Below are 13971 nucleotides of genomic sequence, written 5' to 3'. Positions count from 1 at the left end.
AATGCTTGATTGGATCCTAGAAAAACGCTATCGATTTGCAGCGGTTTTGCTCGCCTACTTCGGTTTGCACGTCATCGTGCGTGTCTGCATTTCCGGTTCGCTCGATTTTGACGAATCCGAACAAGCGTTTTTGTCTCAGTGGTTTTCGCTTGGCTACAACAGCCAACCACCGCTGTACACGTGGATGCAAACAGCCATGTTCCATGTCTTTGGCTACGGCGTGATGCCGCTCGCCTTGCTGAAAAACGTGTTGTTGGCACTGACGTACCTCTGTGTCTTTGGCACCGTCCATAAAGCCACCGGGAATGCCGCGATGGCGTTGGTCGCTTCGCTTGCGATGATGACGATCCCGCAAATTTCCTGGGAAAGCCATCGCGATCTGTCGCACACCGTGGCGGTCACGTTTGCCGTTAGTTTATTGGTGTACTGCGTGGTTTCGCTGCGTCACCAACCGCACTGGAAATGGTACGTTGCGATCGGTTTGACCTGTGGCTTTGGCTTACTGAGTAAATACAACTTTGCGATTGTGATCGTGGCGGTGGCCGCTGCGGCGATTTCGGTGCCAAGTTATCGCCGCTGGTTGCTTGATCGTCGTTTGATCCTTTCGGTTGTCGTCGCCGCCGTGCTGGTTGCACCTCATACCTATTGGGCGATCGATCATCTTCAGCTGGCGTCATCCAAAACCATTTCGACGTTGACCACCGAACAAACGGATTCGTGGAGCAGCAATGTTTCGCACGGGGCTTACGCCCTGGTGACTTCCACGCTTGCATGTTGCTTGTTAACGCTGGCGATCTTTTTGGTTGCCTTTCGTGACTCGCTAAAAAGCATCCTGTTGCAATGGAAATCCAATCGCGATGCGACCGACCCAACCACGTTGTTGATTGAACGATTCTTTTTGATTGTCGGACTCGCACTGATGATGCTTGTATTGTCCGGCAATGCACTGGAGTTCAAAAACCGCTGGATTCAACCGTTTGCGTGTTTGTTTCCCGCCTACTTGATGCTCCGCGTGGGTCGATACGCCTACCTTGACCGCGTAGCGATGAACCGCGTTTGCATCAGTGCGGTGACGTTGATGGCGGTCGTTTTGGTCGCGATCGTCGCCCGCCCCATGTTTTCGCAAAAACGCAACCGGTTCATCTGGTTGAACATTCCCTATCCGCAGTTCGCTCAAACGATTCAAGATGAAGTCGGATCGACACCGGCGATCATCATCACGCCTCATATGCACAGTGCCGGAAATTTGAAACTTCAATTTCCTCACTCGCTGGTCATTTCGATGGACCAACGTCACTTGGTCGATAGCGAATCGCTGCTCAAAATCCTGGCTCGCGGCAATCAGCAGGTCGTCGTGGCAAGTGATGCTTGCAGCCCCAATGCCAACGATCAACTAAGCGAATTTGCGATCGAAATCGTCGGCCAACCGACCGATCGATTGGTTTGGCAGAGTCGCCGATACCGCTACTTGTATGGTGACGAATCGGCAACCACGACACTCGGCTTTGCACAAATGGAACATTCGATCGATCCGATCGCGGCGATTTACGATCCGTTATCCGCCAGTGATCGGATCGGAGCCTTGCCACCCCAATCCGCAACGCGGTGATCGCCATCAACGCACTGGTCTTGTCTTGTCAGGCTTGAATTTGGATAGTGACCCCGTGAAGGAATCAACTTGATTCGCTCATTGGCTAGACAATCGGTCGCACATCGGTGTTCCGCTGTGTTGCCATTTCCCCTCTCACCGCACCTCTTTTTCAGAAAATGCCGGATAGATCGTGACCAAGATTGATCGATACATCCTGATTCTTTTTATCCGCACGGTGGTGGTATGTTTTTGCTCGATCGCGGGCATTTTCATTGTTTTCCACGCTTTCACCAGCCTGGATGATCTGGTGCACCTCGGTCGCACCGAGGGCGGTTTAGCGGCGGTGATGCTGCGGTATTACGGCCCCTACATGCTGTTGCTGTTTGATTGGACCGGCGCGATCATCGTATTGATGTCACTGCTGTTTACGGTCGGTTGGCTCCGCCGGACGGGCGAATTGACCGCAACATTGTCCGCCGGCATCTCGCATGGCCGCATTCTGCGTCCGATGTTGATCGCGTCCTTTTTCATCATCAGTCTTCAATTGGCCAACCGCGAATGCTTGTTGCCTCATTACCGCGACGCGTTGGCGATGAAGGCCAAAGAGTTGGAACAGGAATCCGAGCAACCGATTCTTCCTTGCTACGATTTGACCAACCAAATTTTGATCGAGGGAGCTTCGCTGCTGCCTCGCAGCAAACGAATCAATTACCCCAGTTTTCGTCTCGATGGTGACTTTGAGGGATTCGGTGATTTGATTACCGCGAAATCGGCACAGTGGAGCGAAGCGACCGAGGATCATGCCGAAGGCTACTTGGTTAGCGGGATCAAACGTCCAGAGAATATCGCCTCGCTCGCCTCGGTCGGAACGGAACACCGGCCCGTGATTTTGACGCCTCATGACCACCCGTGGTTGAAACCGAACGAGTGTTTTATCGCGACGACGATCAATTCCGAGTTCTTACAAACCGACCAATCGACATCTCGTTTTGTTTCGATTTCCGAAATCGCCTCACGCGTCAAAAACCCCGCCGTGCACAGCAGTTTAAGCGTTCAAGTGTTACTGCACGAACGGATGGTTCGTCCGCCACTGGATTACGCGTTGGTGTTGTTGGGGCTACCAATCGTGGTCAATCGACGTGGTCGCAATTTATTCTTGATGATTGCCGTGGCCATCGGCACCGTGCTGTTTTTCTTCGCCATCAAAACGCTTTCCGGTGCGATGGGCGGCAGCGGTTATTTGTTGTCACCGGCGATGGCGGCCTGGGTGCCGCTGTTGGTGCTTGGACCGATCGCCTACGTCCGTTTTCGAGAAGTGCAGACCGAATGAATCCTGCGGACATTTCGGTCGTCATTCCGACGCTCAATGAAGCGGCCACGATCAAAAATGCGGTCGGCTCGGCGATCGATGCCGGCGCGGCCGAGATCATTGTCTGCGATGGCGGAAGCGTGGATCAAACGATCGAGATGGCCACGGATGCCGGCGCATCAAAGATCATCCGTTCGGTCCCTGGGCGTGGCATCCAACTAAACGCAGGTGCCGTGTTCGCCAGCCGCGAAGTCGTGCTGTTTTTGCATGCCGACAACCGGCTCGGCCCATCGTGCTTGCAGCAAATATGCGAAGTCCCTGATGTGGTTTGGGGTGCCTTCATGCAGCGCATCGATCATTCCCGATTCGCCTACCGATTGATTGAAAAAGGAAACGCCGCGCGAGTGCGTTTTCGCGGCATGGCGTTTGGCGATCAAGCGATCTTTGTCCGCCGAGACACCTACAAAAAGGTGGGCGGTTTCGAAGAGATCGAATTGATGGAAGACGTTGCTTTTTCTCGTACCATGCGGGCGATCGCCAAACCCGTCTTGCTACCCGGGCCGGTGACGATCAGTGCGAGACGCTGGGAACAACGCGGCATCGTTGGACAGACGCTGCAGAATTGGAATCTGCAATGCCGTTACCGTTTCGGAGCGTCCCCGCGGCAATTGGCAAAGCGGTATCGCTAGCGTCCATCGTGCCCCGGGCTTCCTTATCACGCGGGCTTCCTTGGCATACAGGCTTCCTTTTCACACGGGGATTCGTTGCACGCGGGGATTCGTCGCACGCGAGGCATGCGGGGATCCCGGCAACCCGTTTGTCGGTTAAATTAGCATCCCGAATCCTGATTGCAGCCCCGCTTTACCGCTAGGAAAGTTCATTGGCAAATCCGCCTATCATCTTCACGCATTACGGCAACAGTCGCTACTTGCCCTATGTTCTCGAGACGGCTCGGCTGACGAATCCTGACAAGGAAGTGGTTCTGCTGGGCGATGAAAAGAATCGTTGGATTGGCAAACAAAAAGGAATCACGCATCGGCAGTTCCGTGACTTCGATTACGGTGACGCCATCGATCGTTTTGATCGCTGTTATCGTCCGATCCAAGGCCCTCAGCATCACCACATCAAAGGGGGCGAGGATTGGTTAAAGTTCGTATTCAAACGCTGGTTCTTTGTCCACAACTTCCTCGTTGCTCACCAATTCGATTCGTTTTGGCACTTTGATTCGGACACGATGATCTTGGAATCGTTGGCGGACCACGAAGCCAAGTTCGAATCGTACGAGTGTACCGAGCAGTGCAATGGACAATGCGTCAATGGATACGTCTCGGGATCGGCCTTTGTTTCGCGATACCTGCAAAAGATCAATTCGATCTTTGAAGACACCCGTTTTCTAGAAGCGAAACAACAGGAACTCGAATCGCTGCATCCCAATTGGGCATTCACCGAGATGTCAGCGTACGAATGTTTGAAGCAAGACGAGCAAGTCCGCTCGATCCCGCTGAGCAGCATCATTGATGGGACCACGTTTGACGATTGCATCTGCCATGAACATGGCATGCAAATGGAACGATTGTTCAATGGCCGCGAGATCAAAAAGATCTATTGTTCCGCAGAGGGTGGGTTCTATGGTCGCAACGCCACCACCGGTGAAGCGGTCCGCATGATCACGCTGAACTTTAGCTGGGTCCCGGTGGTTTTGTTCGATGTGATCTTCAGAGAACTGAAAAAACGACAGGGATCTCCTGCGACATCCCGCTCACCGAATCTTGACAGCGTGCCGAGCATGAATGACATCGCCTGGCGAACCCATCGGCTGCATTGTCTGTGGTGGCAGCTGAAAAACGGATCACGAAAGCTTCGAAAATCCCGCGTTTGAGCCGGCAACTGGCAGCGTCGCCGCTTCGTTTCGCAATCAAACCAGGATCAGTTTGCTCGCGGATGCGCCTTTTCGTAAACCGACAGCAGATTCGCAGCACTGACGTGCGTGTAGATTTGAGTCGTCGCAAGGCTTTTGTGACCCAACAACTCTTGCACGCTACGAATGTCGGCGCCGCGATCAAGTAGATGCGTCGCGAAACTGTGCCGCAGCGTATGAGGACTGGTGCGTGAATCGAGCCCCACCACGGCGATATGTTTGTCGAGCATTCGTCCGACACTGCGAGTGGTCAAAATGTTGCCAAACCGATTGACGAAAACCGGCGCATCGCGGCCAAGTTGTTCCGTCTTGGGATCGCGAATTCGACGCTGCTCATATTTCTTGATCGCTTTGATCGCGAACGATCCAAGCGGGCTGATTCGCTCTTTGCGTCCTTTACCGCGAACTCGCAAGATCTGTTGCTCAAAATCCAAATCGCGATCACGCAGCGCGACCAATTCGCTGACACGCAGCCCGGCCGAGTACATGGTTTCCAAAATGGCTCGGTCTCGAAGTCCCGCGGTGTCGCCGCCCGGCGGGGCAAGCAGCAACCGGCCGACCTCGTCGTTACTCAACACGTGCGGCAATTTGCGTTGCCGCCGTGGATTGCGAAGCGGTTTCGCAGGATTGCTGTCGGCGATCCCTTGCCGCATCGCAAACCGATAGAAACTGCGGAGCGAGGCAAGTTTGCGGGCGATCGTGGTCCGCGCGTAACCGGCTTCTTGCAACGCGGCTTGAAACGTACGCAGTTCTTGTGGCGAAAGCGACTGTGGTTTTGGGACCTCGCCGCGAGTGGCGCGAAACCATTCGACCATGGCAAAAAGATCTTCGCGGTACGCTTTGATCGTCAGATCCGACGCATTGCGTTCGGTCGCCAAGTACCGCAAGAATTGAGTGATCGCGCTTTGCATAAAACAGCAGTGGGAGGAGCGTGCGAAGTGAAAGTCGTCATGACCGGGGGTCGTTGACGTTCAACCATTGCGGCGTCACCTCGCGAGACTCGCTCGACGATTTTCTCGCTCGGACCACCTTGCGACGAGAGTCTTAGTAGAAGTCGTCGATCGACAAACTGTCGAATTCTTCGCTGGCGAGCATGTCGTCTTCGCTCGGTACCGCATCACGAATTTTGCGGCTTAACATAGCTGCGTCATACCACGAGAATTCAAGATCAGGGTCCGCTGCGAATCGCGCCAATTGACGCAGCGTCTCATCCCGATTTTGATCATCGAACATGAAGATGAACTTCTCTTCGCCTTTGACCAGCGCTAAAACATTGATTTCCTGATCCATTGATGCAAGTGTCCATTTGCTAGTCACAACGCCGATGCCAAACAGCCGGGGTTACCCGACTTACCTGGCTTTCAGTATCGGCTCAGTGGCCATCGCAAGATGAGGTCCCTTGCGTCACTTCCACCTCGTGATTCGAGCATTTCTGTGATGTGGACGTGACAACAGAAACGAATGAAATCATCGCTACGTTTTAAATAACCCTGCCATCCTCCCGAACGCGCATCATCGCCCGTTTCAACGTAGTCGGCGAGACGATTTGTGAAATAAGAGTCATCACCGCGGTAGATTCGCGTGTGACTTAAAACCGGATCGTGGTTTACGATCGTCGCGGGGCGTACGGGCGAGGGCGGATCGGGGATCAAGTCGGTTGGTTCGGGCCAATTTGCTGGCAATGGAGCTTCGGGCAATTGATCTCGAAACAAGCCCAAGCCCACCTCTTCCGCGGTCGGTGCAAGCGGATCGCCGTGTCCATGGGGATCATGAGCCAACGCTTGGTTTTCGGCATACCGGTCGCTATCGATCGACGGCGTCGTCTCGGGTTGGATCCCGCCCATTTGCGTATCATGGTTGATGTTTGGCGGACGGAGCTGATTTCCGTCGAGCGGCGTTTCGGCTGAAACACGGTGCAGATGCCGTTGGGAAACCGCGGCCGGCTCGTCTGCCGATAGCGGCGATTGGGTTTCCAATTGGCTGCGAGCCAGTTCAAATTCGGCTTCGCGAACGATTCGCCGCGGGATCTCTTTCTCTTTGTCGGTACCCCACGGCAAACCATAGCCGGCGGGGATTGGATGGAACCCTTCGTTGGCAGCGTACCAGTGCACGGTCATTGCCATTCGCGGCGGATAGTAGGCCTGAAAATCGGTCACCGAGCCGACGACAATCGCCTCGACATCCATCATCTTTGCTAGACGTTGAAAATCCGCTCCCGTAGTCGGCTCGCCATGGGCCGCCGAATATTGCAGCCACTGCGCCTTGGTGACGCCCACCGGCATGACTTCGAATCCGGGAATGGCTTGCAGGGCAGCGTAGTAGCTTTCCGAGACCAATTCGGTATCAAGCGTCGGCTCGCTGCTTTGATTAAAGAACGGCAGCACCGCGACCCGTTTCATTTGCGGAAACGGATTGTGCAGCGATTCACGCTGGCGGGTGTCCGGAACCAACGAGCAACCGAGCGAATTGATCGCGGCGATCGTCAGCAGCAGGAACGAGCATAGGGGAGCGAGTTTCACGACATTTCTCGGCGCATCGATGGCGCACCCTGTCACTCCGCTCCCACCGATGTCATCGACCGATCTTCGCGTCGAAGATGAGGGAAATCAGGAAAAAAAATGGCATCCGCCGACAATGCGACGAATCGCCGCAACCCCACACGTTTACTTTTGGATGTAAACCGGAACGTAATAGGTGTGTCGCGGCGCGTAGCGGCTCGAGGTCATCGGAATCGCATTCCAACTCGGTCGCAAAGGTTCGCGTCCCATCCACAAATTGTATTCTTGCCGTGCAATCCGCTGCTGGGACCGGTACAAGGCACGAGCTTGACGAAGTTCGGCCGGCGTCTTGGGTGACAAAGCCTGACTGGTCGGCTGAGTCGCTCGTGACGGCGAATCCAACGAATCGAACAGCGACACTTGTTCACTAAACGTCATGTCCTCAGAATCTTGGGCCGCGGTGGGCCGAGCGTTAACGCTGAGGAAAACGGCCATAACGAGCGAGAGTGGCAGGATGTGACAAATACGCATAAATCACTTCACTATTTTCAGAGGTCAGGCGGGTGGGACGAACCCATCCAGGGCTCCTTTGAGAAATCGGAGTTCGCGGCAGAATGAATTCAGCCTCACCGTTAAAACTGTCCCGAGTCATTGATTTTTGAGGTCGAATTGACGGATTATTGGGGTCGTCCCCCTTCAAATTTGAAGAAAACTGAGTCCACTATGTAGGAACGAGAGTCGTTGACGGTTCTCGGGTTTTGGGAAATCAATCCTTTGCGTCTCTGTTTTCCCGTAAAACAATTCCACCCCTTTCTTAGTTCGAGGATTCTTTCCGTGTCCACTTTCCGAATGATGATCCCCACCTCTTTGGTTGCTGCTGCATTGATGGTTGTTGCTGTCGGTTGCAAGCCTCCTGCCCCGCCAGAGATCAACATCGACACAGACAGCGCTGAAGTAGAAGGTGGTTCGAACACCACTGCCGCAGTGGAAACTCCAAGCAACACCACCACTGCTGCAGAAACCCCAGCTGCTGAGTAAGAAACCCAGCTGCTAGGTAAGAAGCGAAGAAATCATCGCCTCAGGAGTTCGCTCCTGAAACGCGACTTCCATACGAAGACGTCTCTCCACAGCGGAGAGACGTTTTTTTTTGCCGCAAGCGTGAAAGCGTGGACCTTGGCTACGAAGTATCGAGGCATGTCGCTGTAAAGGAAGTCGTAGCTACCTTCGCCAGAAGGTGGTGACGCGAATCCGCCTGCCAACCATCCACGCTCTGGCAAGCGTAGTTGCCGAACGCCAATGCCGTAGTCGGCTGGCTCCGAGGGTTTCACCACGCTCGCCAAAGCCGCTAGTAATCCTCTTCGGCGGTCACCTGGTCGGCGACTTTCGCGAGCAAAGCATGCAGCTTTGCCTCAGCCGATTCCGATGACTCGAGATCTTCTCCACCGCTTAAACGCAGCTCGACGATCAACGCGGACACCAGAACACCGCCGAGTGAATCCGTGCAAAGTTTGACGAGGTCCTTGTGCGTGCATACGACTCGCGAGATCGAATCGCCAAGCGATCGAATCCACGTTCGTAGCGACTCGACCGTTTCCGGGGCATAGGGATCGTGATCGGGCAGTTCGCGCGATGCCACGACCGTGGCACCACATTTGATCAACGTTTCGCGAAAGGCATCGGGATTCCCAATCGCCGAAACGACCGCGATGCGGCATCCATCGAGCTGCTCGAGTGAGACTTGCTGATTCGGATACTCTAACAGCGATGTCGGGACGTGCTGACTTCGCACGATCGGCAGCGTCGCATTCGCATTGTGAATCTGCTGTTCGATTCCGCGAAGCCGATCTTCATCGACCGCATCGCAGCGGCTGATGATAACCAAATCGGCGCGTGCCAGACTGGAGACCGGTTCTCGCAACAACCCTCGCGGCAATAGGTGCCCAAACCCAAACGGATTGGTCGCATCAATCACGACCAAATCCAGATCACGATGCAAACGGCGGTGTTGGAACCCGTCGTCCATCAAGATCAACTGAACGTCCAACTCATCGACCGCGATCGATGCGGCGGCAACACGGTCGGGATCTTGCACATGCGGCACATCGGGAAGCCGAGCATACAACTCTAATGCCTCGTCATTGGCATCGGCATCGCCACGTCCATATCCACGGCTGACGATGCCCACACGAATGCCTTTTTGGCGAAACCACTTTGCCAAAAAACAAACCACGGGCGTTTTTCCGGTTCCCCCGGTGGTCAAGTTGCCGACACTGATCACCGGCACCTCGCATCGCAGGACGCCTTGGCCTGAATCGTAGCCGCGATTGCGTTTCCAAACGCCAACGGCGTACCCGCGACTGGCGAGCCACAATCCACCTCGCATCGCAGCCGCCAACGGACCTTTCCGCCCGCCGTTCATAATCGATCGATAGTCCATAAAATTCTGAGCCAATGCAGTGGCATCCGCTGTAGTCGCGTGAGAGGCAAATGGTGGACGCCGCTAGGCGTTGCGTCGTCCGAGTCCGACCAGATCGTCGACCGGTTCCTTGCTGTCCGAAAGAATTTCGTCGGTGCTCTGCGGGTCGATCTTGCGACACGATTCGGTTAACAAGTCCGCAAGATCATCGAGCGGATCTTCCCAGGTCTCGACGGTCGATTCAAGCGGAGGCACGTTGGCCATTTCATCCAACAACAGAATCATTCGCAAGCAATGGCGGAACAGAATTCCCTCTTCCTTTTGCAGCTTCCGCGCGGTGACGTACTTATTAAAATCGCCGCCGAATTCGAGCAACTCGCCGACAATCCAAACCGGACGCACGTTTACATTTTGCACACGAGGAAACTCTTCGCGAAATAGCCGCAATAGTTTTTCGCCGATCGTCAGCGGCCACACTCGTGGTTCATCAAACATCACTCGGCCAAAGCCGCGATCACGCACCTCTTCCTCTTCGTCATCTCCCTTGGCACCAAGTTCCTCGGCCGTCGCCAACCCCATGGTCAGCAATTGCGAATCCAACCGCGTTGTTGCCAGGGTGCCGGGAGGCATGTCATCGTACGAAGGCATCCGAACGTAACGGGCGACCGATCCAGGCACCTCTAGGACGCTTTCCAGTGCGGCGATCCGTTCTTGCGGATCGGCGATCGCCAATTGGTCCGCCAAGTAAACGCCGAACAACGGATTGATGCTTTTCAAATGCACCAGACGCTCCAATCGATCCGTGGGCGTTGCCAGCGTCGGACGATAATCATCGACCTCGTAGCCACGACTTTCGATCAATGCCGGATCTTGGTTGTCCTCTTCTTCGTTCGCCTTTTGGGTCTCATCATCGCCTCGCATTTGATCTAGCAAGTTGCCAAACAAACCTTCAGTCGCTTTGACCTCTGGCGCGTCGTCTTTAGATTTTTTGATCGGTTTGGGCGATGCCGCACGCGGTTTGGGATCCAGTTCGATGTAACCGGCTGTCCACAGCGTGATCAGCATCCGATTCAAATCACGCTGAGCTTCATCGATTCCATTGGGCGGCAACAGTCGACGTCCGACCAAATCGCGAATCGGTTGGACCTCGGCATTTTCGCCTAACAGATAAGCCAGTAACCGCCACGGCAATCGTCCTCGGCTGGACAAATTCGCGGCCGCAGCTTGTTGCAGTTGTTCAAACTGCGACACGGTCCAATAGGATTCGCCGCTCCGCCGCTTGGGCATTTTTTTCTTGAGCTGTTTTTTGGCCTTCATCAATCCCGGGTCCTTGGTGTCCTCGGGGATCGAATCGTATTTTTCTCGCCAGCGATTGATTTTGACGTCGTCTTCGTGAGCCAGCGAGAACACGTAGCCTCGATCGTCAAACTGAGGCCGCCCGGCTCGCCCAAAAATCTGTTGTGCCGACGATGGATCGACGAGCTTCTTTTTGTCCTTCGGGCCTTTCAGCAAACTAGGTAATACCACACTTCGCGCGGGCAGATTGATTCCGGCGGCGAGCGTTTCGGTACAGACACAGAAACTCAACAATTTTCGCTGGAACAATTCTTCGACGATCCGGCGATAGCGTGGCAGGACGCCGGCATGATGCACGCCGACACCACGCATCAAGATCGCCTTCAACTTCGGCCCCGCTCCCTCGCTCATGTCGGCCGCGTTCAAATAGTCCGCCAATTCAGCTTGCCGGGCTTTATCGATCAGACTTTTGCCCTTGAGCAGTTCCGCCGTCGTCCAGCACTGAGCACGACTGAAACAGAACAACAGCGCCGGCGTCCGCCGTGTGACCTCGTCGCCGGCGGCAATTTTTTCGGCAAAGTCGGCCAAAATGTCGTCTTCGATCCACTCGAATTGCAGCGGCACTTTGCGTTCGCTGCCCGACACCAATTGCAACCGCCGCTGATGCGATCGATACAACCACGACGTGAAATCCAACGCGTTACCGACCGTCGCACTCAGCAGCATTGTTCGCACATGCGGCGGCAACAACCCTAGCGTTAACTCCCACACGATGCCGCGTTCGGGATCGTTGAAGTAATGAAACTCGTCCATCACCACCGATGAAACATTCGAAAAATCAAACGACTCGGGGTTCAGCAGCCGATTGAGCAAAATTTCGGCGACCACGACCAACACGGGGGCATCGGGGTTGGCCGTGCGATTCCCGGTCACCAATCCGACCTGGTCTGCGGAAAATCCCCAGCGAACAGCCGACTCGCGAAGTTCGACCAATTTTTGGTCCGTCAATGCGATCAGCGGCGTGGTGTAGTACATTCGTTTGCCGGTCCGCAGCGCCTCGTAGACCGCCGCTTCGGCAATCAGCGTTTTCCCCGTCCCGGTGGGGGCACACACCAGCACTCCTTGCTCATTTGTAAAATACGCCAGCAAGGCCTCTTCTTGGACGGGATACGGTTGGAACGGAATCAGATCAAAGTATTCCGAAGCCAAAACGTCACGGTCGGGATTTTCGGTTGGTTGCGTCATAGTCTACAAGTTGTAACAGTCATCGCAGAACAATGGACCTAGGGAGACAAGAAACGATGCCAAGCCCACGCCAAGATGCTCTTTCAATCTGGAACGCCGGCGTCGATTCGGTTCGTGCCCACGAACGAGTCCTTTCTCAGATCCAAGTCGAAGCGGATCAACTCTGCGTCGCAGATCATTTTTTTCCGCTCGCGGATTTCGACCGCATTCTGGTTGTCGGCGCTGGCAAAGCGGCCACCGCGATGGCAACCGGGCTGGTCGCAGCGGTGGGCGATCGATTGCCGATCGAAGGTTGGATCAATGTACCCGAAGGCACCGTTCCCGCAGAGGGATCCGAAGTGCTTCGTCACATTCATGTTCATCCCGCTCGGCCAGCCGGAGTCAATGAACCGACCGCGGAAGGCGTCGAGGGCACCAAACAAATCCTGCGGCTTGTTGGTGAGGCGACCTCGCGTGATCTCTGCATCGCGTTGATCTCCGGCGGCGGCAGTGCACTATTGCCCGCGCCGGTCCCCGGCATCACGCTAGAGGATAAACTCGCAGTGATTCGGCATTTGAGCGGCAGCGGTGCGGACATCACCGAACTAAACACCGTTCGTAAACACCTTAGCGCGGTCAAAGGAGGCGGTTTGTTGCGTGCCTGCCGCGCCGGCCAGCTGATCACGTTGATTTTGTCCGACGTGCTGGGTGACCCCGTCGATTTGATCGCTTCGGGCCCGACCATCGAAGACACCTCTAGCAAAACCGACGCACTCGAAGTGCTGGCGAAATTTGACCCTCAGCAAAAATTGCCCGCGTCCGTTTACGACGCCTTGAAATCGGCTCCCGCCACGGCGGTAAAGCCCACGACCATCGCCACGACTTGCATCATCGGAAACAATGCCTTGGCGGTTGATGAGGCGGGAATCGTTGCCGAACGGCTTGGTTACAACCACATCATGCATTCGGCAACCGCCTGCGAGCCGTCGGCCGAACAGGTCGGATGCGAATTCGCCAGGATGCTGGTCGCAATGCTCCGCAGCGGCGACGATCATCGATCGAATTGTTTGATCACCGGCGGCGAGCCCGTCGTCACGCTCGCTCCCGCAGAGATCCGAGGACTCGGCGGCCGCAATCAGCAACTCGTGCTTGCCGCCTATCAATACCTACTCGACTGCGGCCTGAGTGATGACGAGTGGAATCGAATTGCGGTGCTCTCAGGCGGCACCGATGGCGAAGACGGCCCCACCGATGCCGCCGGTGCAATCCTCGACGCGAGTGTGCATCAAATCGCCTGCGAAAAACAACTCGACATCGCGGACTTCTTGCGACGCAACGATGCCTATCACTTTTTCAAACAAACCGATGGCCTGATCCTGTGCGGCCCCACCGGCACCAACGTATGCGACATCCGCGTCGGCGTGATCAAACCCTAGTCGCTGATCGCTCCGCGATCAAAGCGTTTCGCAGCAAGCAGGCCGGCGCAAGCCGCTCAAAGCGACGCCGAATCCACTGCCGATTCACTCCATTGTCGCTCGGCTTTCCAAACCGTCAGCGTGCATCAAAATCAATCATCGATGCGAAAGTAACGGTAGCTCCACTGCCGATTCACTCCATTGTCGCTCGGCTTTCCAAGCCGTTAGCGTGCGTCACAATCAATCATCGATGCGAAAGTAACGGTAGCTCCACTGCCGATTCACTCCATCGTCGCTCGGCTTT

Annotated in this window: 12 protein-coding genes; 6 read left to right on the top strand and 6 right to left on the bottom strand. The window is 55.2% G+C overall.

What is annotated here, in order from left to right; translation table 11 throughout:
- Position 1 precedes the first annotated feature (1 nt).
- From ABEA92_RS17095 to ABEA92_RS17080, 4 genes are all read left to right on the top strand, one after another.
- The gene (locus ABEA92_RS17095) at positions 2-1609 is read left to right on the top strand and encodes an ArnT family glycosyltransferase (protein ID WP_345685051.1); all 1608 of its coding nucleotides are present in this window, start codon (positions 2-4) and stop codon (positions 1607-1609) included.
- 172 nt (positions 1610-1781) lie between these two features.
- The gene (locus ABEA92_RS17090; RefSeq protein WP_345685050.1) at positions 1782-2921 is read left to right on the top strand and encodes an LptF/LptG family permease; all 1140 of its coding nucleotides are present in this window, start codon (positions 1782-1784) and stop codon (positions 2919-2921) included.
- Complete coding sequence (locus ABEA92_RS17085) at positions 2918-3589, top strand: TIGR04283 family arsenosugar biosynthesis glycosyltransferase (protein ID WP_345685049.1); 672 nt, start codon at positions 2918-2920, stop codon at positions 3587-3589. Before ABEA92_RS17090 ends, ABEA92_RS17085 begins: the two co-directional genes overlap by 4 nt.
- Before the next feature lie 191 nt (positions 3590-3780).
- Complete coding sequence (locus ABEA92_RS17080; protein WP_345685048.1) at positions 3781-4779, top strand: hypothetical protein; 999 nt, start codon at positions 3781-3783, stop codon at positions 4777-4779.
- A 47-nt stretch (positions 4780-4826) separates the two neighbouring features.
- Here ABEA92_RS17080 and xerC read toward each other — a convergent pair whose 3' ends face one another.
- From xerC to ABEA92_RS17060, 4 genes are all read right to left on the bottom strand, one after another.
- The gene (xerC, locus tag ABEA92_RS17075; protein ID WP_345685047.1) at positions 4827-5729 is read right to left on the bottom strand and encodes a tyrosine recombinase XerC; all 903 of its coding nucleotides are present in this window, start codon (positions 5727-5729) and stop codon (positions 4827-4829) included.
- Between the two features lie 133 nt (positions 5730-5862).
- Positions 5863-6108, bottom strand: a complete 246-nt coding sequence (locus ABEA92_RS17070) for a hypothetical protein (protein ID WP_008692404.1) — start codon at positions 6106-6108, stop codon at positions 5863-5865.
- 71 nt (positions 6109-6179) lie between these two features.
- Positions 6180-7337 (bottom strand): hypothetical protein, encoded by a 1158-nt coding sequence (locus ABEA92_RS17065; protein WP_345685046.1) that lies wholly within the window; start codon positions 7335-7337, stop codon positions 6180-6182.
- 144 nt (positions 7338-7481) lie between these two features.
- Entirely contained in the window at positions 7482-7847 is a 366-nt protein-coding gene (locus tag ABEA92_RS17060; RefSeq protein WP_345685045.1) for a hypothetical protein, read from the bottom strand.
- A 318-nt stretch (positions 7848-8165) separates the two neighbouring features.
- Here ABEA92_RS17060 and ABEA92_RS17055 point away from each other — a divergent pair, with 318 nt between their 5' ends.
- Positions 8166-8354: a hypothetical protein gene (locus tag ABEA92_RS17055; RefSeq protein ID WP_345685044.1), complete on the top strand. Its 189-nt coding sequence runs from the start codon at positions 8166-8168 to the stop codon at positions 8352-8354.
- Between the two features lie 307 nt (positions 8355-8661).
- Here ABEA92_RS17055 and lpxK read toward each other — a convergent pair whose 3' ends face one another.
- Together lpxK and ABEA92_RS17045 are read right to left on the bottom strand one after the other, a co-directional pair.
- A complete protein-coding gene (gene lpxK / locus ABEA92_RS17050; protein ID WP_345685043.1) occupies positions 8662-9768 on the bottom strand; it encodes a tetraacyldisaccharide 4'-kinase in 1107 nt (368 codons plus the stop codon).
- Between the two features lie 48 nt (positions 9769-9816).
- Positions 9817-12273 (bottom strand): DUF3516 domain-containing protein, encoded by a 2457-nt coding sequence (locus ABEA92_RS17045; protein WP_345685042.1) that lies wholly within the window; start codon positions 12271-12273, stop codon positions 9817-9819.
- A gap of 56 nt (positions 12274-12329) precedes the next feature.
- Here ABEA92_RS17045 and ABEA92_RS17040 point away from each other — a divergent pair, with 56 nt between their 5' ends.
- Positions 12330-13688: a glycerate kinase type-2 family protein gene (locus tag ABEA92_RS17040; protein WP_345685041.1), complete on the top strand. Its 1359-nt coding sequence runs from the start codon at positions 12330-12332 to the stop codon at positions 13686-13688.
- Positions 13689-13971: the final 283 nt, after the last annotated feature.

The organism is Novipirellula caenicola (assembly GCF_039545035.1).
Lineage (GTDB): Bacteria > Planctomycetota > Planctomycetia > Pirellulales > Pirellulaceae > Novipirellula > Novipirellula caenicola.
Note: the sequence above shows the minus strand (reverse complement) of the source record. Positions and strands in the feature narration are given on the sequence as shown.